Below are 21,499 nucleotides of genomic sequence, written 5' to 3' on the forward strand. Positions count from 1 at the left end.
TGAACCGCCGTGTACGGAACCGTTCGCACGGTCGTGTGGGAGGAGGGACGCCGCAAGGCTCCCTCCTACCCGATTGTGTCAGCCTACTGCGGCAGTCGGTCTTGCAGCAAAGTCCGCGATCAACTCGTCCACGAGCGCAGGCGTGAGCTCCTTGAAATGTGTGATCACACGGGTCGGCCCGAGTGTCTCGACGGGAACGTCGGAATAGCCGAATGGCACAGCGATCGAGGGCACCCCGGCATTTCGGGCAACGAGAATGTCGTTGGCGCTGTCGCCGATCATGACGGTGTTGCCGGCGTCGCCGCCGGCGCGCTCGATGGTTCCGAGGAGGTGCTGGGCGTCCGGTTTTCTGACCGTGAATGTATCGCCGCCGGTAATGGCGTCGAAATAGTGGGTGAGTTCAAGCTTCTCGATCAGGCTGCACGCCAGACCTTCGAGCTTGTTGGTGCAAACGGCAAGCTTGCAGCCGGCGCTCTTCAGTTGGTCCATTGCGTCGACTAGGCCCGGGTAGGGTACCGTGCGTCCAGGCATGTTGTTGGCATAGTAAGTGATGAACCGGTCGAGTAGAGCTGGGAGTTGCTCAGGCTGCAGCGCGTGCCCCCGAAGGTTGCAAGCCCGCTCGATCATAACCTTGGCACCGTGTCCGACCAGATGCGTGAGGTCGTCATAGCTGACTGGCGCCATGCCGAGCTCGGCAATCGTATGGTTTATACTTTCGACCAGATCGGAGTGAGTATCGAGCAGTGTTCCGTCGAGATCGAATACAACGAGGGCAGGGGTCAAGGATTCCGCCTTTCAGAAATGATGTTATCAGGCCGTAGGTGATGAGGACGGCAAAAGCAACGTTTCGCGGCAAAGGCGACCAGTTGCAGATGCCCACGGCTTTTCGAAAATCATTACGCTATTTTGGCTTTCGTTTGGCAAGCGAGCCGTGTAAACAGCACATCCAACGCAATAATCGGAGTCAGCGGCGCATGGATGCCCGCGAAATGAAGATCAAGGCCGCCGAGGCCGCACTCGCTCATGTCGAATACGGCATGCGACTTGGAATCGGAACCGGGAGTACTGCCGAGGAGTTCGTTCGGCTGCTTGCGGAGAAGGTTTCAACCGGTTTCAAGGTCGAAGGAGTGCCAACGTCCGAACGCACGGCAAGGCTTTGCGTCGAGCTCGGCGTGCCGCTGAAGTCACTCGATGAACTGCCGGAACTCGATCTGACGATCGATGGCGCGGACGAGGTCGATTCCGACCTGACGCTCATCAAGGGTGGCGGTGGTGCGCTACTGCGCGAGAAGATCGTTGCTGCGGCATCTCAGCGCATGATCGTCATTGCCGACGAAAGCAAACTGGTCGCGACGCTCGGGGCATTTCCACTGCCGATCGAGATAAATCCGTTCGGGTTGGTCTCCACGCGCATGGCAATCGAAAAGAAGGCCTCCAAACTGGGGTTGAGCGGCAGCCTGACGCTGCGCCAATCCGGTGGCGAAGACTTCATGACGGACGGCGGCCACTACATCATCGATGCATCTTTTGGCCGCATTCCTGATGCAGAGGCGCTTTCAAACGAGCTGAATTCAATACCCGGAGTCGTTGAACACGGGCTTTTTCTCAATATGGCGGCACTTGCGATCATTGCGGGTCCAGCAGGTGCACGCACGCTGCGGGCGAATAGGTAACAGGAGCATTGAAACTCATGATTAAATTTGCAGGTCTTGGCCGTTTTGCTGCTGCGACCGTTATTCTTTCGGGCGTCGCATTCGGCTCTGCCGCACACGCGCAGGAGGCTTCTCCGGAGCAGCTGAAGGCGGCGCGCGCTGCCATCGATGCGATCGGCGCCACCGCACAGTTCGACAACATCCTGCCGGGTCTCGCTGAGCGTCTGAAGGCCGATCTCATCCAGGATTCGCCGAACTACCAAGATGCGATCACCGCTGAGGTCGACAAGCAGGCCCTTGCCCTTGCTCCGCGTCGCGCCGACCTCGAGAAGGAAGCCGCGTTGACCTATGCCAAGGCATTCTCTGTCGAGGAACTCAACGCGATCGCCGAGTTCTACAACTCGCCGGTTGGCAAGAAGCTGCTGAAGGATGGCCCGATCGCATCGCGCGAGACGGTGAAGGCTGCCGACATCTGGGCGCAGGGAATTTCTCGCGACCTGCAGAAGCAGACGAGCACTGAGCTCAGCAAGGTCATTAAGGCGCCGCCACCGGCAGTTGATCCGGCCAACCCAGCCGCAACGACCGCGCCGAAGGCTGCGACGCCGGCGGCAAAGCCGAAGCCGTAAGCGGACGTCGATAAGAGATAGAAAAAGCCCGGCGTCGTCCGGGCTTTTGTTTTTGCGACAGTCGATACTATATCACCTTCACCTCACAGCCGATTCCAGCCGGAGTTTTTCATGACATCCTACGATTACGATCTCTTTGTCATTGGCGGGGGCTCAGGCGGCGTGCGAAGCGCCCGCGTTGCAGCCTCGCTTGGTAAGAAGGTCGCGATTGCAGAGGAGTACCGCTACGGCGGAACATGCGTGATCCGTGGCTGCGTGCCCAAGAAGCTTTTCGTGTACGCGGCTCAGTTCCACGAGCACTTCGAGGATGCCGCCGGTTTCGGCTGGACAGTCGGCGAGAGTTCGTTCGATTGGAAGAAGCTGATTGCCGCCAAGGACAACGAGATCGCGCGCCTGGAAGGGCTCTACAAGAAGGGGCTTGCGGGCGCCAACGCCGAGATCCTGGAAACGCGCGCCGAGCTGGTCGATGCCCACACGGTTCGACTGATCAACACCGGCAAGACGGTGACCGCCAAGACGATCGTGATCGCGACCGGTGGGCGGCCGAACCCGCATGCGGCCTTGCCGGGGAATGACCTCTGCATTTCGTCGAACGAGGCCTTCGATCTGGAAGAACTGCCGAAGTCGATCGTGATCGCCGGTGGCGGTTACATCGCGGTGGAATTTGCCAATATCTTCCGCGGCCTCGGCGTCGAGACGACGCTAATCTACCGTGGCGCCGAGATCCTGTCGCGCTTCGATCAGGACCTTCGCCAGGGGCTGCACGAGGCGATGGCCGCCAAGGGCATTCGCATTCTCTGCCACGACACGCTGCAGAAGGTTTCGAAAGAGAACGGCCGTCTTTCGGTCGGGACGCTGAAGAACGGCACGCTGGCGGCCGATGTCGTCATGCTGGCGCTTGGACGCATCCCCAATACGGAAGGCCTTGGCCTGGAAGCCGCCGGCGTGAAGACCGACGAGCGTGGAGCGGTGGTCGTCGACGAGTATTCGCGCACCAGCGTCCCGAATATCTATGCGCTCGGCGATGTCACCGACAGGGTACAGTTGACGCCGGTGGCGATCCACGAGGCGATGTGCTTCATCGAGACCGAGTACAAGGATAACCCGACCAAGCCGGATCACGAGACGATCGCAACGGCGGTATTCTCGCAGCCGGAGATCGGCACCGTCGGGCTGACCGAGGAAGAGGCGAGCAAGCGCTACAAGGAGCTCGAGGTCTATCGCGCCCAGTTTCGGCCGCTGAAGGCAACGCTGTCGGGGCGGGGCGAGAAGATGATCATGAAGCTGATTGTCGACGCTTCCAGTCGCAAGGTCGTCGGTGCGCACATCCTCGGCCACGATGCCGGAGAAATGGCTCAGATCCTCGGCATCAGTTTGAAGGCCGGCTGCACCAAGGACGATTTCGACCGGACCATGGCGGTGCATCCGACGGCAGCCGAAGAACTCGTCACAATGTATGCGCCGAACTATCGCATTCGGGACGGCGTTCGCGTTTAACGCCGATCAGCTGGTGATGCGGGGCATGCGGATGACCTTCAGGAACAGTGCCTGCATGGCGTCCGTGATCCCCTGTGTAGGCGTGACTTCGAAATAGAGACCGGGCGAAGCGCAGCTCTGCATCTTCGTCGGGATTTCGCTCTGGAAAGGCTTGATCCAGGTGTTGTACCAGCTGTTCTTCGGCAGCGGCAGGTAGGTCGTGTAGAGTACTGCGATCTTGACGCCCCGATCCTTCAGCGGCTTGCAGAAGGAAATGTCGATTGGCTCCTGGCAACGCTCGCCGGTCTTCGGTTTCGTGCAGTTCGACTTCTTGCTGTCACCGACGCCATCGGACACGAAGAACAGAATCTTCTGCGGCTGGGCCTCGGTGCTGCCATCTCCCGGTGTTGAAATGATCTTGTTCATCTGTGTCAGTGAGTTGTCGAAGCTCGTCTGCTGATCGTTGTTGTAGCCCTGTCTCGGGATCGACATCAGAGTGACAGCGTTCGTGTATGTCGCGACCTTGTCGAGGTCCGTAATCGGCGCTGAAATTGTGGTCAGGTTCGCGTCTTCCGCCTTCTTGCCGAACGTGTAGACACCCATTCTGAACTGGTTGTCGGACTGGCGTTCGTTTTTTGCCGTTTCGGTCAGTTTTTGCGTAGCTTGGCGAACCACGTCGACGCGTAAGGTGACGCCATTGTTGCGGGCGATATTGTAATAGCTGTTCTTGTCCTCGACACCAGCTTCCGACACGATGTGGCAGGCAAAGGCACAGGTATCCGGAGTCTTCTGTTCCATGATAGCGACATCGGCCGGTGTCGCGCCGACGCCCATCGACGGCGTGTTGTCGAGCAGGATATAGAAATCCATGAAGGAGGCCGTCTGAAACATGGCCGTGGCGGTGCCAGATATTTCTACGCTTTTCCGGCCAAAGATCTGCATGAACGACGTCGGGACTTGTGCGGTAAAGGTCACAGAGGAGTTGAGCTTGTTGGACGCGCGGCTCACCTGAACGTCAACGGCTACATCGCTTGCCGTCAGCTCACCCTGCATCTGCGCGACGAAAATGTTTCGCGCATCGTCTTTTCCGATCGAGATCGGGCCATCGCTTGTCATCTTCATTGCGGCGGTGGTTGCGGCCGACTTTGCCGCGATTGCGCCGATGGCTGCGGCGTCGGCGGCCGCGTAGAGCTGCGTGCGCAAGCTCAGCGCGTGGGCGAAGTCTACGGCCACGCCCGCCGAGCCGATGAGCGGCACCATCAAAATAGCCGTCAATAGACCGAAATTGCCGGAACGGTCAGTGCAGAAACGATACAAGCTGCGCACGAAATCAATCCCACGGTTCCACCATGCCATCGGTGCTCAAGCGGGAGTCATCATGACGCGCCATTAGAATTGAGGGTGTTTCTAACGTATAAGCCTAAATTAGATACAAACTGTCTTGGTTTCTCGACCGTTAAATTGCGCGCCTATTGTTTGAAAACGCGCCGCGGAATTCCTTTATATCGCCTGTTGTTGGTCGATTGAATCAGTAACGCCAAAGAGCGGAACGCCGCTATGCAAGATGGCGCTAAAGGTTTATAAGCCGCGCAACATTTTTAGGACGGAACATCCGGACGGACCGGATGCGGAAACAGGTGAGTGAGATGGCACAAAATTGGACTCCGAGCAGTTGGCGGCAAAAACCGATCCAGCAGGTTCCGGACTATCCGGACCAGACGGCGTTGGCAGCAACGGAAGCCCAGCTCGCATCCTATCCCCCGCTCGTCTTTGCAGGTGAAGCGCGCCGGTTGAAGAAGCATCTCGCCAACGTTGCTGAAGGCAACGGTTTCCTCTTGCAAGGCGGGGACTGTGCCGAGAGCTTCGCCGAGCATGGTGCAGACAATATCCGCGACTTCTTCCGTGCCTTCCTGCAGATGGCCGTCGTGCTGACGTTCGGTGCGCAGCTGCCGGTCGTCAAGGTTGGCCGCATCGCCGGCCAGTTTGCCAAGCCGCGCTCTTCCGGCATTGAGACGCAGGACGGCGTATCGCTGCCGAGCTACCGCGGCGACATCATCAACGGCATCGAGTTCACTGAGGAAGCACGCATCCCGAACCCGGAGCGTCAGGCCATGGCATATCGCCAGTCGGCTGCCACGCTGAACCTGCTGCGCGCCTTCGCGATGGGTGGCTATGCCAACCTGGAGAATGTGCATCAGTGGATGCTTGGCTTCGTCAAGGATAGCCCACAGGGCGAGCGCTACCGCAAGCTTGCCGGTCGCATCAGCGAAACGATGGACTTCATGAAGGCCATCGGCATCACCTCGGAAAACAATCCGAGTCTGCGCGAGACGGATTTCTTCACCAGCCACGAAGCGCTGCTGCTTGGCTACGAGGAAGCATTGACCCGCGTCGACTCTACATCCGGCGACTGGTACGCGACGTCAGGCCACATGATCTGGATCGGCGACCGTACGCGTCAGGCCGACCACGCGCATGTCGAATACTGCCGCGGCATCAAAAACCCGATCGGCCTCAAGTGCGGCCCGTCGCTGCAGGCCGACGATCTGTTGAACCTGATCGACATCCTCAATCCGCAAAATGAAGCGGGCCGGTTGACGCTGATTTGCCGATTCGGCCACGATAAGGTTGCCGAGCATCTACCGCGTCTTATCCGCGCAGTCGAGCGGGAAGGTCGCAAGGTCGTGTGGTCCTGCGATCCGATGCACGGCAATACGATCACGTTGAACAACTACAAGACCCGCCCGTTCGAGAGGATCCTGTCGGAAGTCGAGAGCTTCTTCCAGATTCATCGCGCCGAGGGCTCGCATCCGGGCGGCATCCACATCGAGATGACCGGCAAGGATGTGACCGAATGCACAGGCGGCGCCCGCGCGGTGACGGCTGAAGATCTGCACGATCGCTACCACACGCATTGCGACCCGCGTCTCAATGCCGATCAGGCGCTGGAGCTTGCCTTCCTGCTGGCCGAGCGCATGAAGGGTGGCCGCGACGAAAAGCGGATGGCCGTCAACGGCTAATAAAACAAGATGGACAAAAAAAGCCCGGCTGATGCCGGGCTTTTTTATTGAGCAAGGACGGATTGTTGGCAGCAGGCGTCAGGTGGCACGCACGTCGGCCTCGCCGATCTTGATGCCGAGCGTCTCCGCTGCCATCTGGTATGGGCAGCTATGCGACTATTGGTGGTGTGTGCTAGCGGATTTGGCCGGCCGCCCAGTGGATGGCGCTGTCCAATTCGGCGAATTTCGCGGACTGCCAGTAGAAATAGTCTTCGATGAATATGCGCGAGAGCCACAATGCACCGCGGTTGCGGGGACTTTCCCAGCCAAGCAGGTTATCGGTTTCGGCTTTCTTGAACATCCGCTTCAGATTGGTGAGGGAGATGCCGAATTCATTGGCGATTTCGCTGATGCTCACGCCTTTGAGCAGAATGCGGTCGTGTTCCCGCGCGTCGTTGGGGAGGCGACTGATTAGATCGTGCAGCACGAGGCCGCCGACATCGGACCAGAGAAAGTGGCCGATACTGCTCCGTGGCTCCTTCCAGATCGGTTCCTGGATGAGAGCACGCGCAGCACGCGGCTGCGCGAGATGAAAGAGCCGGGGGCTGTCTGCAGTCAGCTTTGCACGATTGCCGCCATCGAGTTGATCGAGGCAGGCCATATGCCCCTGGAACCAGGACGTCATGGCCTCCTCGCTGAGTTCGGTCGTTTCGAGGCGACGGAGGCGCCGATCGGGCGTTTCATCAGGAGCATCCCGTAGAAATTTGTAGGCGATGAGTTCGGCAAGAAACGAGGCCGCGGTATTTTTGCTGGCGAGGTCAAACTCCTTGGCGACCTGCATCATGCGACCGGCCGTGAGCCCTGAAACGGGATTGCCTCGATCGCGTCCGGTATGCATGGCGAACAGCGTTTGTGTCAGCAGCCACTTTTGATGCGAAGCGGCGAGGCGGGCAAGACGAGGAGCGCGCTTGTAAATGCCGATAAGATGGAGCGCTATCTGGCGTTCGATCGACAGAAACAGGGGGTGATCAAGAATTTCATCGCGTGTATGCGGTCGGCCAGTGAGCATCGTCTCGTACGGTCGGTCGTATTGGTTCCAATTGCTCCTCTTACATTTGTGACGGTGTTTCAATGCGAGACTTGGTTAGCGGATCGTTAATCGGTCGGTATAGTTAAATTCAAGCGATCCCCGATCGTTCCATCAACTGGGCAGACGCTGATTCAGTCGCTCGATGTCTTCGCGCAGTGCTGCAATTTCGGTGAGCACACGCATATCTATCTTCTGATGTAGAGAAAGAACTTCCAGTTCAGCTTTGAGATTGACTTCGTAGTCTTTCGCCGCCTCGAAGCGATCGCGCTCTGCTTGCCGGTTCTGCGACATCATGATGATGGGAGCCTGGATTGCGGCAAGCATCGAGAGCACGAGATTGAGGAAGATAAAGGGATAGGGATCGAAGGCGCGTGTGAGTAGTACGACCGTATTTACGACGCACCAGAAGACCAGGAACAGGAAGAAGGCGACAATGAACGACCATGAGCCGCCGACGCGGGCAATCGAATCCGCCAGGCGCTGTCCGGTGGATGATTCCGCCTGCAAGGCCGCATTGATATCGGTCGAGATTATCTTACGCTCATGGGCTTTTGCGAGAACGCGCTTCTCGATCTCACCGAGTTCGTCAACAGGTTTGTCGAAGTGATGGTGGATGAAGTCCGATAGATTATGCATGGCTAACTCCGAATGCTAGATCGCTCGGGCGCCAGTATTCCGTAATGTTTTCAAATTGCAATGCGGGCTTGTGCCGCTCTCTTACGTGCCTTGCGCATACAGCCAGGCATGCTGTGGGAAGAAGCGGCCGAGCGTCTGAGCCTTGCCAAACATGATGTCGTGCTGGAGATATCGATAGTCCCGTACGAGAGGATCGAGGTTCTTCGGCTTCAGGACCCAATCGGGCGACGGCGTGTTGTCACGCGCAATCAGTTGGTAACGATCAATGACACTGTACTTCTTCTGCACGCGGCCGAGAAAGCCGGTGTAGTAGGGATGCTCGAAGCCTGCGAACTTCAAGAGATGGTAAGGCAGCAGCGATGGGCTGATCGTGCCGACGTCCTTCTTGCTGCCTTTCTTGTTGGACCAGATGACGAGCGGCGTCTCGTGTTCCTGCTTCATGACGCTGACCGATGCCTTACGCGTGGCAACCTGGTCCGGCATGTAGCCGGTCGCCATATAGACGTTGCCGAGCGGCGGAAGGTGATCGCCCCAGAGGACGATGATCGTCTCGCGATCGCGCTTCTCGGCCCAATTCATCAGCATCTTGAGGCTGTCGTCGGCTTCCTTGATCCCCTGCGTGTAGGTGGCCAGCGTGGCCCGGTCCGCATCGTTCAGGTTGCTCTTGATGTCGACGGTGTTGTGTACGTAACGGTTCGGCTCGTAGGGACCATGTCCCTGCAGGGTGACACCAAAGAAGAAGAACGGACGATCAATACCGTCGGCCTCGCGCATGATCTCCTTCATAAGGGACTCGTCCGAAGCGAAGATGCCCCTCTTTTCCATCGGAGGCATGGTTTCTTCAGAGCGGAACTGCTCGAAACCGAAGTCCTTGTAGACTTCGTTGCGGTTCCAGAACCAGCCGCTGAATGGATGAAGTGAGCGGGCGGCATAGCCTTCGCCGCGGAAGAACGTGGCGAGCGAGGGAACATCGCGACGGATGTATTGCTGATAGGGGATGCTGCCATATGGCAGGAAGGCATTGGAAAAGCCTGTCAACGCCTCGAATTCGACGTTGGCGGTCATGCCGCCGAACTCCGGTGAGAATACATGGCCAGACTGCTCGGCGCGAATAGTCGGCATGGGATCGGGCGACAGGCTCAGCGTCTTCAGTCGGGTCGGATCCCAGAACGATTCACTCATCAGCATGATCACGTCGGGCTTTTCTCGTGGGCCGCTGAGATAGCCGTAGTTGCGGCCGGGGATAGCATCAAGCGCCTGCGTACCGAAGCCGGCCGGTGCTGCAACGTCGGCCATCGGAATATTGAAGATGAAGGCGAGGATGAAGCCGTTGCTCCGGTAGTTTTCCTTCTGGTCCCACATCATCGGGACCACCTGAAGGCGGTCACGGATGAAGGAATACTGTGAATAGTCCATCAATGACCCGAAAGTCGCGATAACGGGTAGGCCGACGCACAGGTGGCGGAGGCGAGAGGTCCTTGAGAGTTTCGGGAAGTTGCGCCAGGCGAAGCGCCAGAGGATGACAATCGCGCCAGCGGAAAGGGCAATGCCGACAACCATCGCAACGGCAGTCCAGGGGCGGTCGCGCACCATGACAGGAAGCAGTTCCATGATCTGGCGCCCGAAAAGAACGTCGGATGGATAAAGGGGGTCCGTGAGGTAATGCTGCTTCTGGTTGGAGACAATGGCGGGAACGAAGACCAGCGGGAGAACGATCAATGCCGAAATGAGTTGTCTTCCCAAGGCGGCATCGAGCGACAGCATCAGGACAGTCAACATCACAACGGTCGTCATTCCGGGACGCGCCGGCGATATCAGGAATTCGCGCACGTCGGCCAGCCCATCGCGGGCAATTATCTCGACGGCGGCCGTAGCAAAGAGAGCAAGCAGGGCGCAAAGAGCGACGCCGAGCGCTGTGCGTATAGCAGGCGACCGGACGCTTCCTCCGAAATCGGTGGAAAGCGACGCAAAGCGCGCTGCCGCTGCAGACCTCATTACCAACGCGATCAACCGGAAAACTCCAACGTCATAAAAGCTTCACCGAACTGTCACATCCTCGTCATGAACGCTAGATGAACCGTTAGGTTTCCCGCATTTGTGATTAGTGGATAAGGCGCCGGTCGCCCAAGAGACACGTCCTGTGGTGCAAGCTGGCCTGGTGCATTTGCTTGTGCTGAGTGGCGGGCCGTCGTAGGTCTGACGGAGTCGATGTCAGGAGGATTCAGATTGCGCAGTTCCGTCGAGATCTACAACATCAGGACAGGCGAGGCGCGCGTCGTCTGGCAAACCACGCAACTCGTGGAGGCGCCGAACTTTTCACCCGACGGTAGCTATCTTCTGCTGAACGGTGACGGTCTTCTGTACCGTCTGGCGCTTGACGGTTCGGGCAAGGTCGAAAAGGTCGATACCGGCTTTGCCACGGCCTGTAACAATGATCATGGCATTTCGCCTGATGGCCGTCAGATCGTCATTTCCGATAAGACTGAGTTCGGTAAGTCGACGATTTATGTGCTACCCGCCGAAGGCGGCACGCCGCGTCTGGTGACGCAAAATCAGCCGTCCTACTGGCATGGCTGGTCGCCCGACGGGAAACAACTGGCCTATTGCGGCATCCGCAACGACGTATTCGATATCTACACGATCTCCGTGGACGGCGGCGAAGAAAAGCGGTTGACGCACGGCGAGGGGCGCAATGACGGGCCGGATTATTCAGCCGACGGCCAGTGGATCTACTTCAATTCCAGCCGCACCGGCCTCATGCAGATCTGGCGCATTCACCCGGATGGGACCGGCCTCGAGCAGATCACCAGCGACAATTGTGGGAATTGGTTTGCTCATCCGTCGCCAAACAACGATAAAGTCCTGATCCTTTCCTACGATCCCGACGTCCTCGACCACCCGCGCGATCTCAATGTACGGCTGCGGCTGATGGACATGGATGGGGGCAAGCTGACAACACTCTTCGATCTCTTCGGCGGGCAGGGAACGATCAACGTGCCGAACTGGTCGCCGTCGGGCGATGAGTTCGCCTATGTGCGTTACTACCCAGTCTCTGCGTGAGGGATTGCATCGCGTGATTTTTGCCGGCATAGACCCTTCCGTCGGGTGCCCGTCTTAGGCGGGAGAATCGGGAATTCGGTGTGAGACCGAAACGTGCCCAACGCTGTAAGGCTGACGACTGCCGCAACACGCCACTGGTCCAGTACCGGGAAGGCGCGGCAGTCGGATGACGCCAAGTCAGAAGACCGGCCCGACATCATAGACTGACCCGCGTGGACGGCGGGCGGTTGTGTTGTTGGGGATTGACGATGCGACCAGACCATTCAGGCTCCCTGTCGGGAGCTGCAGCCTTTTCGACCGAGGACCGCGACGCCGTCTACAGGGCGATTTCGACGCGCCGTGACGTGCGTTCGGAGTTTCGCCCGGATCCCATACCCGACGACGTCGTCAGCAGGCTTTTGACGGCTGCGCACCACGCGCCGTCTGTTGGATTCATGCAGCCCTGGAATTTCATCCTGGTGCGCGATCAGCAGATGAAGGAGGCTGTTTGGCAGGCGTTCGATCGCGCTAATCGCGAGGCCGGCGAGATGTTTCAGGGGGAGCGACAGCAGCTCTACCGGTCGCTGAAGCTGGAGGGCATCCGAGCCGCACCGCTCAGCATTTGCGTCACCTGTGATCCCGATCGCTGCGGTGATGTCGTTCTCGGACGAACCCACAACCGGCGAATGGACTCCTACTCCACGGTCTGCGCCGTGCAGAATTTGTGGCTGGCAGCGCGTGCCGAAGGCGTCGGGGTCGGCTGGGTGAGCATCTTTCACGAGTCCGATATCAAGGGGGTTCTCGGCGTTCCGGAGCGGGTGGAGATCGTTGCCTGGCTGTGCCTAGGTTACGTCGATCAGCTCTATGACCAACCGGAACTGGCGGTCAAAGGATGGCGCCAGCGCCTGCCGCTGGAGGAGCTTGTGTTTATGGATTGTTGGGGCAAGTCTGCAGACTAGGCAGCGACTATTGCTGCGGCTGGGGACCTGGCTTTGCCGGGTTCTTGAGGTCGATCGTGCCTTGGTCGCCCGCCAGGAACTGCGGGCCGATCTGACGGACCTTGTTTGCCGGGTCGTAAGGCCTGTCCGGCACCTGTGGCAGCGGAACCGCGGGCGCTGCGGTCGGGCTCTTGGTCTCGGGCTTCTTGGTTTCGATCGTGGTAATCGACCCCTGCGGCGGTTCGCTGATCGTTTGGCTTTTTCGCATCCGCTCGTAGTAGGCGTTTAGATCGCAGCTGCAGGACGATCTTTCGCCGGGCTTGCGGTTCTTGTAGGCGAAGGCATTCGGCATGGCGCTGTAGGGCGCGCCTGTCGCCGCGGAGATCATCTGCGATGTCTCCGTGCTGGAGACGTCATGATAGAAGAGCTCGGTGTCGATGCCGGGACACATCTTCGAGCAGGTGTCGGCATCGCGGGCAAAGTCCTGGGATGTTGCGTTCGAGCTCAACGGAAAAAAGCCGCCGTCACAGCTTCGCACGCAGACGGTGTTCAGATGAGAGAGCGGCGACATGCCCGGGAGACCATAGCGGCGCCGGCTGGGATCACCACCCAACGGAATGAACGTGTCGCTTCGCAGCGCCTGATCTTCGATACTCGGTGGCTGCGCATACCCTTCGGCGCTGTCGGCGGGCCATTGTTCCTCGTTGCAGCCATTGTCATCGAGTGCGGCAAGAAGTTCGTTCCTCGTGCGGACATCCTCGCTCTGACCGCGCAGTTCGTCGCGACGCTGCTGGAGATAGCGGATATTGTCGACCATCTTGGATTCTGCGCGCTCGAGTTCCCCGCAGTATCCGTCATCGTCGCCGATCACCACCATGCTGCCGCTCGTGCAGCCGCTCTGGCGCAGATCGCTGCGGACCTTGCGAAGCTCAAGGTTCTGCTCTGCGATAGCGCTGGCGTACTTGCGCACCTCGGACGTACTGCCGATGATCTGCGGCAGGTCGGCAAGGCGGGCGCGCAGATCGCCACAGATTGCCGGCATCTGGGCGTAGCTCGGGCCGGTCAAAGTAAATGCGGCTATGAGTGACAGAATCCAGCGGTTCAAGGCATCGTCCCATCGATGAGCAAATAGCAGGGTCGTCTGGCGCGGCTTTTTCGCCGCGCCTTCATTGCTAGCTCGTTTGTCTTAACGAGCTGCGGTCGGAATCCTACCGCATTTTCTCGATCTGCGGCAAATCACGCCGGCTGTGAAGCCTCCACGACGGCGAGGGCGGCCATGTTGACCACGCCGCGGGAAGTGACGGACGGCGCCAGGATGTGCGCGGGCAGCGCTGCACCAAGCAAGATCGGCCCGACGTGCAACCCGTCGATCATCGACTTTACGACGCCGAGCGTGATGTTGGCTGCATCGAGGTTCGGGAAAACCAGCAGGTTTGCTTCGTCGTGTAGGGTCGTGTCGGGCATGACGCGCTTGCGCAGGGCGTCGGAGATCGCGCTTTCGCCGTGCATTTCGCCGTCGACTTCGAGATCCGGCGCCGCCTCACGCACGAGCTTGAGAGCGGCACGCATCTTCGTCGCGCTCTCGGACTCACGCGAACCGAAATTCGAATGGGATACGAGGGCAGCTCGCGGCGTGATGCCGAAGCGCTTGATTTCCTCGGCGGCAAGAACCGCGGACTCCGCAATCTCCTCCGCAGTCGGATTAAAGGTGACGTAGGTGTCGGTGAAGAAGGTGGCACCGCGCTGCGAGATCAGCAGGCTGAGCGCCGAGAAGTCGCACACGTCGTGTCGCTTGCCGATGATCTGGCGAACGTCGCGCAGATGTTTCTCGTAGCGGCCCTCCAGCCCACAGATGAGCGCATCTGCCTCACCCCGCTTCAGGGCCAGGGCGCCGATGACAGTCGTGTTGGTACGAACGATGGTACGCGCTGCCTCCGGAATGACGCCGCGACGTCCAACGAGCGAGAAGTAGAGATCGACATATTCGCGGAAGCGTGGATCGTCTTCCGGGTTGATGACATCGAAATCGGCCAACGGACGAATGCGTAGGCCGTAGCGCTTTAGGCGAGTCTCGATGACTTGCGGGCGACCGATCAGGATCGGTTTGGCAATTCCTTCTTCCAGCAGGACCTGTGCGGCGCGCAACACCCGCTCGTCCTCGCCTTCGGAGAAGATCACGCGCTTGCGCTCGGCATTCTTCGCCGCGGCAAAGATCGGCTTCATGATGAAACCGGAGCGGAAGACGAAACGGTTGAGCTGGTCGAGGTAGGCGTCGAAGTCGCTGATCGGGCGCAGGGCGACACCGCTCTCGGCGGCTGCCTTCGCGACGGCCGGGGCGATGCGCAGGATCAGGCGCGGGTCGAAAGGCGAGGGAATCAGGTAGTTCGGGCCGAAGACCGGCGTTTCACCCGAGTAGGCGCGTGCGGCGACGTCGGAAGGTTCCTCGCGCGCAAGTGCTGCGATGGCGCGCACGGCCGCCATTTTCATTTCTTCGTTGATCGTCACTGCGCCGCAATCGAGCGCGCCGCGGAAAATATAGGGGAAGCAGAGAACGTTGTTCACCTGGTTCGGGAAGTCGGAACGGCCGGTGCAGATCATGGCATCGGGGCGCGCGGCGCGGGCGAGATCGGGCATGATCTCGGGCGTCGGGTTGGCGAGCGCCATGATCAGCGGGTTTTCGGCCATCTGCGCCAGCAGTTCCGACTTCAGCACGCCGGCGGCGGAAAGTCCAAGGAAGACGTCGGCACCGCCGATGTTTTCGGCGAGTGTGCGTGTGTCGCTCTTCTGCGCGTAGACGCTCTTCCATTCGTCCATCAATTCGGTGCGGCCTTCGTAGACGAGGCCCTCGATGTCATGGACCCAGATGTTTTCCCGCTTGGCGCCGAGCGTGACGAGGAGATTGAGGCAGGCAAGGGCGGCAGCACCGGCACCCGAGGCGACGATCTTGACCTCGTCGATCTTCTTGTTCGCCAGTTCCAGACCATTGAGGATGGCGGCGGCAACGATGATGGCGGTGCCATGCTGGTCATCGTGGAAGACCGGGATCTTCATGGTTTCGCGCAGCTGACGCTCGATCTCGAAACATTCCGGTGCCTTGATGTCCTCGAGATTGATGCCGCCGAAGGTCGGCTCGAGCGAGGCGACGGTCGACACCATCTGCTCGACGCTCGATGCATCGACCTCGATGTCGAAGACGTCGATGTTGGCGAACTTCTTGAAGAGGACGGCCTTGCCCTCCATGACCGGCTTCGATGCCAACGGGCCGATATTGCCGAGGCCGAGAACGGCCGTACCGTTGGAAATGACCGCTACGAGATTTGCGCGAGACGTATAGTCGGCGGCCGTCTCGGGATTGTCGCGGATCGCCAGGCAGGGCGCTGCAACGCCCGGAGAATAGGCGAGTGCCAGGTCGCGCTGGTTGCCGAGCGGCTTGATCGCCTGGATTTCGAGCTTGCCCGGACGCGGATAGCGATGGAAGTAGAGCGCCTGCTCGTCGAGACTTCCACCTGCCAGATTTTTTTCCGTCTTGGACTTTTCCTGATGATCCATCATCGCCTCCGGGCTGCCGCATGCTGTCTTTGAACTGCCTTCAATACATCAAACGGGGTGGCGGAACAGTCGGAATTTCCGTTCGAAATGCGAAAACAGCGCAAATCTGCCGCGGCCGCGGCGAGGCTCGATGGAAACCGGGAAAATCAGCCGTAGCGCCGGCATGTCATCTTCCTGAAACACGACTCTGGTTTTGGAAGGGCAGGTGAACAATGGGACATGAGCAGGATGCTTGTGAGGGACAATATGGATACGCGGCACTTCCGTACGCTTTTCATTTCCGATGTGCATCTCGGCTCCAAGGCCGCGAAGGTGGACTTCCTGCTGGATTTTCTCAAGCATCACGAGGCGGATACCATCTTTCTTGTCGGCGATATCGTCGACGGCTGGCGGTTGAAGCGTAGCTGGTACTGGCCGCAGGATTGCAACGATGTGGTCCAGAAGCTACTGCGCAAGGCGCGCAAGGGCACGCGGGTCATCTATATCCCGGGCAATCACGACGAATTCCTTCGCGACTTTCCGGGCACCCATTTCGGCGGCATCGAGGTTGCTGAGCGGATGATGCATGAGGCGGCCGACGGCAAGAAATACCTCGTGTTGCATGGCGACGAGTTCGACGTCGTCGTGCGCAACGCGCGCCTGCTCGCCTATCTCGGCGACTGGGCCTACGACATGGCGATCATGATCAATGTCGGCCTGGCAGCCATCCGCCGCCGGATGGGCATGCCCTATTGGTCGTTTTCCGCATGGGCCAAGCTGCAGGTCAAACACGCAGTCAACTTCATCGGCGAGTTCCAGCGGGTCGTCGCCGAAGAAGCTCGCAAGCACGGTGCCGACGGCGTGATCTGTGGCCATATCCACCACGCGGTGATGGAGGACATGGACGGCATCCGTTACATTAATACCGGCGACTGGGTCGAAAGCTGCACGGCGATTGCCGAGCATCAGGACGGCACGTTTGAATTGATCGAGTGGCGTGCAACGAGCGGCATGCAGCCGATCCCGATGGCGATCGGCCATCACGAAAAGGAAGTCGCGCAGCAGGCCGCCTGAACGCGGACTTTCGATCCCCAATTCCATGCATCAATTTAGCCCGTTGTGTCTTTGCGACAGGCCTGTTTATTTTCTAAAACGTTTCAGATGGGCAATTTCTTGCCATAGTCGCCCTTAGGTTGACGTGATAGGCAACGTTCAGTTTCCTGCAGGTCACCCCATGATTCCCGCTCAAAATCCTCCAGCAAGTGAGGGGGCGCCACCGCGCTTCCGGCTTCTCAGTGCTTTGTCCTACTGTGCGCCTTTGCTCGTCAATGGTGTGGCCTTGCCGTTCTTCCCGATGTGGCTTGCGCTGCACGCGTTCAACGACCATGAGATCGGCGTCATCCTAGCCGTGCCGATGGTCGTGCGTGTCCTCGTCGCTCCGATCGTCGCGATGTATGCCGACCGGATGAATGAGCGGGCGGATGTGCTGTTGTTTTCAGGTTGCCTATCGCTGCTGACGGCGATCGCGCTCTACTGGACGAACACATTCTGGCCGGTGCTGATCGTCTATACGATCCAGGGAGCGACCTTTGCCTGCTACGTCCCGGTCGTCGAATCGATCGTGATTTCGGGCGTCCGGCGCTGGGGTCTGGATTATGGCTCGATGAGGGTCTGGGGCTCGATCGCGTTTATCGTTTCCACCCTGATCGGCGGGGAGCTGATCGGCTATTGGGGTGGCGAGATGGTGCTCCCTGTGATGACGTTCGGCTTCGTCATGACCGTGGTGATGGCGATCTATTGCCCGCGGATAGGCCCGACGCGCCGGCGTGGCACACCCGTCGATATCTCGGCTGCGACAGGAAGTTCGCTGCGACAGCCGCATTTGCTGGCCTTGTTGATCGGCGTCGCGATCCAGCAGTCGAGCCACGCGGTCCTGCAGGCCTTCGCGTCGCTCTACTGGCGCGATCTCGGCTTCTCCGGGACACAGATCGCGGTCCTGTGGAGCGCCGGCGTCGCTGCGGAGGTGACCGTGTTCTTTCTGTCCCGGCGGCTCAGCCGCCGATTCAGCGCCTGGACGCTCATTCGATTTGGGGCGGCGGTCAGCGTCTGTCGCTGGATCCTGTTTCCGATGCATTGGGGATTTTGGGGTTTCTTTCTGCTCCAGTGCATGCATTCCTGCACCTATGCGTTCGTGCACACGGGCGTCCAACGGCGGATCGTGGCCTCCGTGCAAGAGACCCAGGAGTCGTCGGCGCAGGGCGCCTATTTCTTCTACAACGGCATGTTCATGGGGCTGATGACGATTGCTTCCGGCTACGTCTACGCCTTGCTTGGGCTCGCAAGCTATTATGTGATGGCGCTGGTGGCGCTGACCGGGCTAGGCCTTGTCATCGTCGCCTACTATCTTCAGCCCCAAAGCGCGGCATCCGGCGGCCAGACAAGAGAGGCGGCGTAGCGCAGACCGGGTTCACGGTCGCGCGCAAGCAGCAGCGGTCCGTCGAGATCGACGAAATCGACGCCCTGCGCCAGCAGTACAGCCGGCGCCATCGCCAGCGATGTGCCGACCATGCAGCCGACCATGATTTCGAAATCAAGGCGCTGCGCCTCTTTCTTCATTGCCAACGCCTCGGTGAGTCCGCCTGTCTTGTCGAGCTTGATGTTGATCGCGTCATAGCGATCGCGAAGGCTTGCGAGGTCGCCTGTGTGGTGGACACTTTCGTCGGCGCAAACGAGCAGCGGGCGGCGGATTTCGGCGAGGAGCTCATCCTTGCCAGCCGGCAACGGCTGTTCGACGAGGGCGATGCCAGCTTCGGCTGCGACGCGCAGATGATGCTCCAGCGTGTCTTCCGGCCAGCCCTCGTTGGCATCGAGGATGATGGCCGCATCGGGTGCGGCAAGACGAACGGCGCGGATACGGCTCTCATCGTCGCCGGTGCCCACCTTGACCTTCAGCAAGGCGCGATCGGCGTTTGCACGCGCCTGGTCGGCCATGACATCGGGTTCGCCGAGCGATATCGTGAAGGCTGTCGTCAACGGCTGTGGCGCTGCGAGACGCAGTTCAGCGATGACCGAGTTGCCGGAGCGCTTGGCTTCCAGATCCCAAAGGGCGCAATCGACTGCGTTGCGTGCGGCTCCCGGGGGCATTGCGCGCTGCAGTTCCGGGCGAGTCAAGCCACCTTCGATTAGTGGCCTTACAGCTTCGATCTGAGCGGCGACACTTTCCAGCGTCTCTCCATAGCGGCGATAGGGAACACACTCGCCCCGACCGACCGCGCCGCCGTCGCGTATGGTGCAGAGGATCACCTCCGCCGATGTCTTGGCGCCGCGCGAGATCGTGAATGTGCCTGATATGGGAAAGGATTCCGTCTGAATTTCAAGTGACCGTGGCATATTTGCAATCCTGCGCGCATGGAAATTTGGTGTGGCTTGGGTATATTGATCCGAAGCGGCGAACCGTTAGTTCGCGAGTCGGCAATGTCGCCGTAAGCCTTGAAAGACACAAGCGTTTTGAAGTCGGAAACCCGTAGCGCTGCCTCTCTGCATGTGGACGATCACGCCCATGGTTCGGGCCAGCACGTTCAGCTCGAGGGAAATTGGCGAAGCGCTAATCTGCACCTCGTTCTGCGCGACTTCGAGAAGCTCACTGCCGGTCGAAGAGGCGAGGTGACCCTCGACCTGTCAGGCGTGACGGATATCGACACGGCAGGTGTCTGGTTGCTCTGCCGCCTGAAGAAGCAGGTAGAGGGCGCCGGCGGCACCGTGCACTTCGAAGGCAGCAACGCGCATATCGACGAAATGATTGCCGAGTTTTCCGAGGAGCCCCCGCAGGCGGAGCAGGAACCTCAGCAAAAGGCAAGCTGGCAGGAAAAGATCTTCGCCCCGATCGGCAAGATCACCTTCGATATCTGGAACAATCTCGCCGCCGCCATGTATATCCTAGGGTCCGCTGTGCGCGGCGCGCAGATGAAATTCGGGCGCGGCAGCGGCGTCTCGCCGGCGTCGATCGTCAACCAGATCGACCATATGGGCGTACGCGCGGTACCGATCATATTGCTGATGTCGTTCCTGATCGGCGCGATCATTGCGCAACAGGGCGCCTTTCAGCTCCGCTATTTCGGCGCCGAAGTCTTCGTCGTCGACCTCGTCGGCATCCTGCAGCTTCGCGAAATCGGCGTGCTTCTGACGGCAATTATGATCGCCGGCCGGTCCGGCAGCGCCATCACCGCCGAGATCGGCTCGATGAAGATGCGCGAGGAGGTCGATGCGCTGAAGGTGATGGGGCTCAATCCTGTTGGGGTGCTCATCTTCCCGCGCCTGGTTGCCCTGACCGTCGCATTGCCGCTGCTGACCGTGCTTGCGAACTTTGCTTCGCTCGCCGGCGCAGCCGTGGTCGCTTGGGCCTACTCCGGCATCACCTTCGCGAATTTCATCGCACGCCTGCATGAAGCGATCACGCTATCGACGGTCTTGTCCGGGATGATCAAGGCGCCATTCATGGCGCTGGTTATTGGTATCGTTGCGGCGGTTGAAGGCTTAAAGGTAGGCGGCAGTGCTGAGTCGCTTGGCCAGCACGTGACCGCGTCGGTGGTGAAGGCGATTTTCGTCGTTATCCTCATGGACGGGCTTTTTGCCATGTTCTATGCGGCCATCAATTTCTAAGGATCGTACGTGGACGGACAGCAGACAGAGACCAGAAACGATCAAGGACGGGATGTCGTGCTGTCTGCGCGCGGCGTGACCGTAGGTTTCGGCTCGAAGGTCGTTCTCGATAATCTGAACCTCGATATCTATCGCGGCGAAATCCTCGGTTTTGTCGGCGCGTCGGGAACCGGCAAGTCGGTCCTGATGCGGACAGTGCTTCGGTTGCTGCCGCGCCGCTCGGGTAACATCAAGATCCTCGGTCAGGACTTCGATGAACTGGACGAGCCGCAGCGCAATGCGCTCGACATGCGGCTCGGTGTGCTCTTCCAGCAAGGCGCGCTATTCTCCTCGCTCACCGTGAAGGAGAATATCCAGGTGCCGATGCGTGAGTATCTGGACCTGCCCCAATCACTGATGGACGAACTGGCTCAACTCAAGATCCGGCTGGTCGGGCTCGCGGCGGATGCCGCCGACAAATACCCGTCGGAGCTTTCGGGCGGCATGATCAAGCGTGCGGCGCTGGCGCGCGCCCTGGCGCTCGACCCGGAACTGGTGTTCCTCGACGAGCCGACCTCGGGCCTCGATCCGATCGGGGCAGCGGAGTTCGATGAGCTCATCGCGAGGCTTAGGGACACGCTCGGTCTGACCGTCTACATGGTCACCCACGACCTCGACAGCCTCTTCTCCGTCTGCGACCGCATTGCCGTGCTTGGCAAGAAGCGGGTATTGGTCGAGGGAACGATCGACGACATGCTGACCTTCGATGATCCGTGGGTTCAGGCTTATTTCAAGGGCAAGCGGGCGCGTTCGATCGTGCCCCAGAACGGCCATGCCGGCGACGACAGCCTGGCGCAAGATAGCCGCGGGAAGTGAG

At 59.6% G+C, this 21,499-nt stretch carries 18 protein-coding genes and 1 riboswitch; of the genes, 10 read left to right on the forward strand and 8 right to left on the reverse strand.

Features of this window, described 5'->3' with window-relative positions:
- Positions 1-78: 78 nt before the first annotated feature.
- Positions 79-783, reverse strand: coding sequence for an HAD family hydrolase (locus PMI09_RS10910; protein WP_007792880.1), 705 nt, complete (start codon positions 781-783; stop codon positions 79-81).
- Between the two features lie 191 nt (positions 784-974).
- Between PMI09_RS10910 and rpiA the strand changes: the two genes are divergently transcribed.
- From rpiA to gor, 3 genes are all read left to right on the forward strand, one after another.
- Positions 975-1,673 (forward strand): ribose-5-phosphate isomerase RpiA, encoded by a 699-nt coding sequence (rpiA, locus tag PMI09_RS10915; RefSeq protein ID WP_007792884.1) that lies wholly within the window; start codon positions 975-977, stop codon positions 1,671-1,673.
- 17 nt (positions 1,674-1,690) lie between these two features.
- Positions 1,691-2,278: a DUF2059 domain-containing protein gene (locus PMI09_RS10920; protein WP_007792886.1), complete on the forward strand. Its 588-nt coding sequence runs from the start codon at positions 1,691-1,693 to the stop codon at positions 2,276-2,278.
- Between the two features lie 111 nt (positions 2,279-2,389).
- Positions 2,390-3,775, forward strand: a complete 1,386-nt coding sequence (gene gor, locus PMI09_RS10925; RefSeq protein ID WP_007792889.1) for a glutathione-disulfide reductase — start codon at positions 2,390-2,392, stop codon at positions 3,773-3,775.
- 6 nt (positions 3,776-3,781) lie between these two features.
- Here the strand turns inward: gor and PMI09_RS10930 are convergent, their stop codons facing one another.
- A complete protein-coding gene (locus tag PMI09_RS10930; RefSeq protein ID WP_007792893.1) occupies positions 3,782-5,110 on the reverse strand; it encodes a TadE/TadG family type IV pilus assembly protein in 1,329 nt (442 codons plus the stop codon).
- Positions 5,111-5,400: 290 nt separating this feature from the next.
- On the opposite strand from PMI09_RS10930, the gene PMI09_RS10935 reads away from it, so the two are divergent.
- A complete protein-coding gene (locus PMI09_RS10935) occupies positions 5,401-6,774 on the forward strand; it encodes a class II 3-deoxy-7-phosphoheptulonate synthase (protein WP_037082744.1) in 1,374 nt (457 codons plus the stop codon).
- Between the two features lie 172 nt (positions 6,775-6,946).
- On the opposite strand, the gene PMI09_RS10940 is transcribed toward PMI09_RS10935, so the two are convergent.
- The 3 genes from PMI09_RS10940 to PMI09_RS10950 form a co-directional block, all read right to left on the reverse strand.
- On the reverse strand, positions 6,947-7,822 hold the full coding sequence (locus PMI09_RS10940) for a hypothetical protein (RefSeq protein WP_007792898.1): 876 nt from the start codon (positions 7,820-7,822) through the stop codon (positions 6,947-6,949).
- 132 nt (positions 7,823-7,954) lie between these two features.
- Positions 7,955-8,479 carry a DUF1003 domain-containing protein gene (locus PMI09_RS10945; RefSeq protein ID WP_007792901.1) on the reverse strand — a complete coding sequence of 175 codons (525 nt, stop codon included), beginning with the start codon at positions 8,477-8,479 and terminating at the stop codon, positions 7,955-7,957.
- Between the two features lie 81 nt (positions 8,480-8,560).
- The gene (locus tag PMI09_RS10950) at positions 8,561-10,474 is read right to left on the reverse strand and encodes an LTA synthase family protein (protein WP_443216178.1); all 1,914 of its coding nucleotides are present in this window, start codon (positions 10,472-10,474) and stop codon (positions 8,561-8,563) included.
- A gap of 231 nt (positions 10,475-10,705) precedes the next feature.
- Between PMI09_RS10950 and PMI09_RS10955 the strand changes: the two genes are divergently transcribed.
- Together PMI09_RS10955 and bluB are read left to right on the forward strand one after the other, a co-directional pair.
- Positions 10,706-11,539, forward strand: coding sequence for a TolB family protein (locus PMI09_RS10955; RefSeq protein WP_007792906.1), 834 nt, complete (start codon positions 10,706-10,708; stop codon positions 11,537-11,539).
- A gap of 26 nt (positions 11,540-11,565) precedes the next feature.
- A riboswitch (cobalamin riboswitch) is annotated at positions 11,566-11,747 on the forward strand.
- A gap of 40 nt (positions 11,748-11,787) precedes the next feature.
- Positions 11,788-12,477, forward strand: coding sequence for a 5,6-dimethylbenzimidazole synthase (gene bluB / locus PMI09_RS10960; protein WP_007792909.1), 690 nt, complete (start codon positions 11,788-11,790; stop codon positions 12,475-12,477).
- Positions 12,478-12,484: 7 nt separating this feature from the next.
- On the opposite strand, the gene PMI09_RS10965 is transcribed toward bluB, so the two are convergent.
- Both PMI09_RS10965 and PMI09_RS10970 read right to left on the reverse strand, forming a co-directional pair.
- The gene (locus tag PMI09_RS10965) at positions 12,485-13,561 is read right to left on the reverse strand and encodes a DUF2865 domain-containing protein (RefSeq protein WP_007792912.1); all 1,077 of its coding nucleotides are present in this window, start codon (positions 13,559-13,561) and stop codon (positions 12,485-12,487) included.
- Positions 13,562-13,692: 131 nt separating this feature from the next.
- Positions 13,693-16,005, reverse strand: coding sequence for an NADP-dependent malic enzyme (locus PMI09_RS10970; protein ID WP_007792915.1), 2,313 nt, complete (start codon positions 16,003-16,005; stop codon positions 13,693-13,695).
- A gap of 246 nt (positions 16,006-16,251) precedes the next feature.
- Between PMI09_RS10970 and PMI09_RS10975 the strand changes: the two genes are divergently transcribed.
- Both PMI09_RS10975 and PMI09_RS10980 read left to right on the forward strand, forming a co-directional pair.
- Positions 16,252-17,058, forward strand: coding sequence for a UDP-2,3-diacylglucosamine diphosphatase (locus PMI09_RS10975; RefSeq protein ID WP_037082749.1), 807 nt, complete (start codon positions 16,252-16,254; stop codon positions 17,056-17,058).
- A 160-nt stretch (positions 17,059-17,218) separates the two neighbouring features.
- On the forward strand, positions 17,219-18,439 hold the full coding sequence (locus PMI09_RS10980; RefSeq protein WP_007792919.1) for an MFS transporter: 1,221 nt from the start codon (positions 17,219-17,221) through the stop codon (positions 18,437-18,439).
- Here the strand turns inward: PMI09_RS10980 and dgcA are convergent.
- Positions 18,391-19,374 carry an N-acetyl-D-Glu racemase DgcA gene (gene dgcA / locus PMI09_RS10985; RefSeq protein ID WP_007792922.1) on the reverse strand — a complete coding sequence of 328 codons (984 nt, stop codon included), beginning with the start codon at positions 19,372-19,374 and terminating at the stop codon, positions 18,391-18,393. The two genes, PMI09_RS10980 and dgcA, sit on opposite strands and share 49 nt — an antisense overlap.
- A gap of 99 nt (positions 19,375-19,473) precedes the next feature.
- On the opposite strand from dgcA, the gene PMI09_RS10990 reads away from it, so the two are divergent.
- Both PMI09_RS10990 and PMI09_RS10995 read left to right on the forward strand, forming a co-directional pair.
- Positions 19,474-20,643: an MlaE family lipid ABC transporter permease subunit gene (locus PMI09_RS10990; protein WP_007792924.1), complete on the forward strand. Its 1,170-nt coding sequence runs from the start codon at positions 19,474-19,476 to the stop codon at positions 20,641-20,643.
- A 9-nt stretch (positions 20,644-20,652) separates the two neighbouring features.
- Positions 20,653-21,498, forward strand: a complete 846-nt coding sequence (locus tag PMI09_RS10995) for an ABC transporter ATP-binding protein (protein WP_007792927.1) — start codon at positions 20,653-20,655, stop codon at positions 21,496-21,498.
- The last annotated feature ends 1 nt before the right edge of the window (position 21,499 follow it).

This window comes from Rhizobium sp. CF122, assembly GCF_000282035.1.
GTDB lineage: Bacteria > Pseudomonadota > Alphaproteobacteria > Rhizobiales > Rhizobiaceae > Rhizobium.

What these genes read in the sequence shown, in the direction of transcription:
- PMI09_RS10980 (WP_007792919.1), top strand. Translation starts at nt 17,219, where the DNA reads ATGATTCCCGCTCAAAATCCTCCAGCAAGTGAGGGGGCGCCACCGCGC.
- PMI09_RS10975 (WP_037082749.1), top strand. Translation starts at nt 16,252, where the DNA reads ATGGATACGCGGCACTTCCGTACGCTTTTCATTTCCGATGTGCATCTC.
- rpiA (WP_007792884.1), top strand. Translation starts at nt 975, where the DNA reads ATGGATGCCCGCGAAATGAAGATCAAGGCCGCCGAGGCCGCACTCGCT.
- PMI09_RS10920 (WP_007792886.1), top strand. Translation starts at nt 1,691, where the DNA reads ATGATTAAATTTGCAGGTCTTGGCCGTTTTGCTGCTGCGACCGTTATT.
- gor (WP_007792889.1), top strand. Translation starts at nt 2,390, where the DNA reads ATGACATCCTACGATTACGATCTCTTTGTCATTGGCGGGGGCTCAGGC.
- PMI09_RS10950 (WP_443216178.1), bottom strand. Translation starts at nt 10,474, where the DNA reads ATGAGGTCTGCAGCGGCAGCGCGCTTTGCGTCGCTTTCCACCGATTTC.
- PMI09_RS10945 (WP_007792901.1), bottom strand. Translation starts at nt 8,479, where the DNA reads ATGCATAATCTATCGGACTTCATCCACCATCACTTCGACAAACCTGTT.
- PMI09_RS10970 (WP_007792915.1), bottom strand. Translation starts at nt 16,005, where the DNA reads ATGGATCATCAGGAAAAGTCCAAGACGGAAAAAAATCTGGCAGGTGGA.
- dgcA (WP_007792922.1), bottom strand. Translation starts at nt 19,374, where the DNA reads ATGCCACGGTCACTTGAAATTCAGACGGAATCCTTTCCCATATCAGGC.
- PMI09_RS10940 (WP_007792898.1), bottom strand. Translation starts at nt 7,822, where the DNA reads ATGCTCACTGGCCGACCGCATACACGCGATGAAATTCTTGATCACCCC.
- PMI09_RS10935 (WP_037082744.1), top strand. Translation starts at nt 5,401, where the DNA reads ATGGCACAAAATTGGACTCCGAGCAGTTGGCGGCAAAAACCGATCCAG.
- PMI09_RS10930 (WP_007792893.1), bottom strand. Translation starts at nt 5,110, where the DNA reads ATGGCATGGTGGAACCGTGGGATTGATTTCGTGCGCAGCTTGTATCGT.
- bluB (WP_007792909.1), top strand. Translation starts at nt 11,788, where the DNA reads ATGCGACCAGACCATTCAGGCTCCCTGTCGGGAGCTGCAGCCTTTTCG.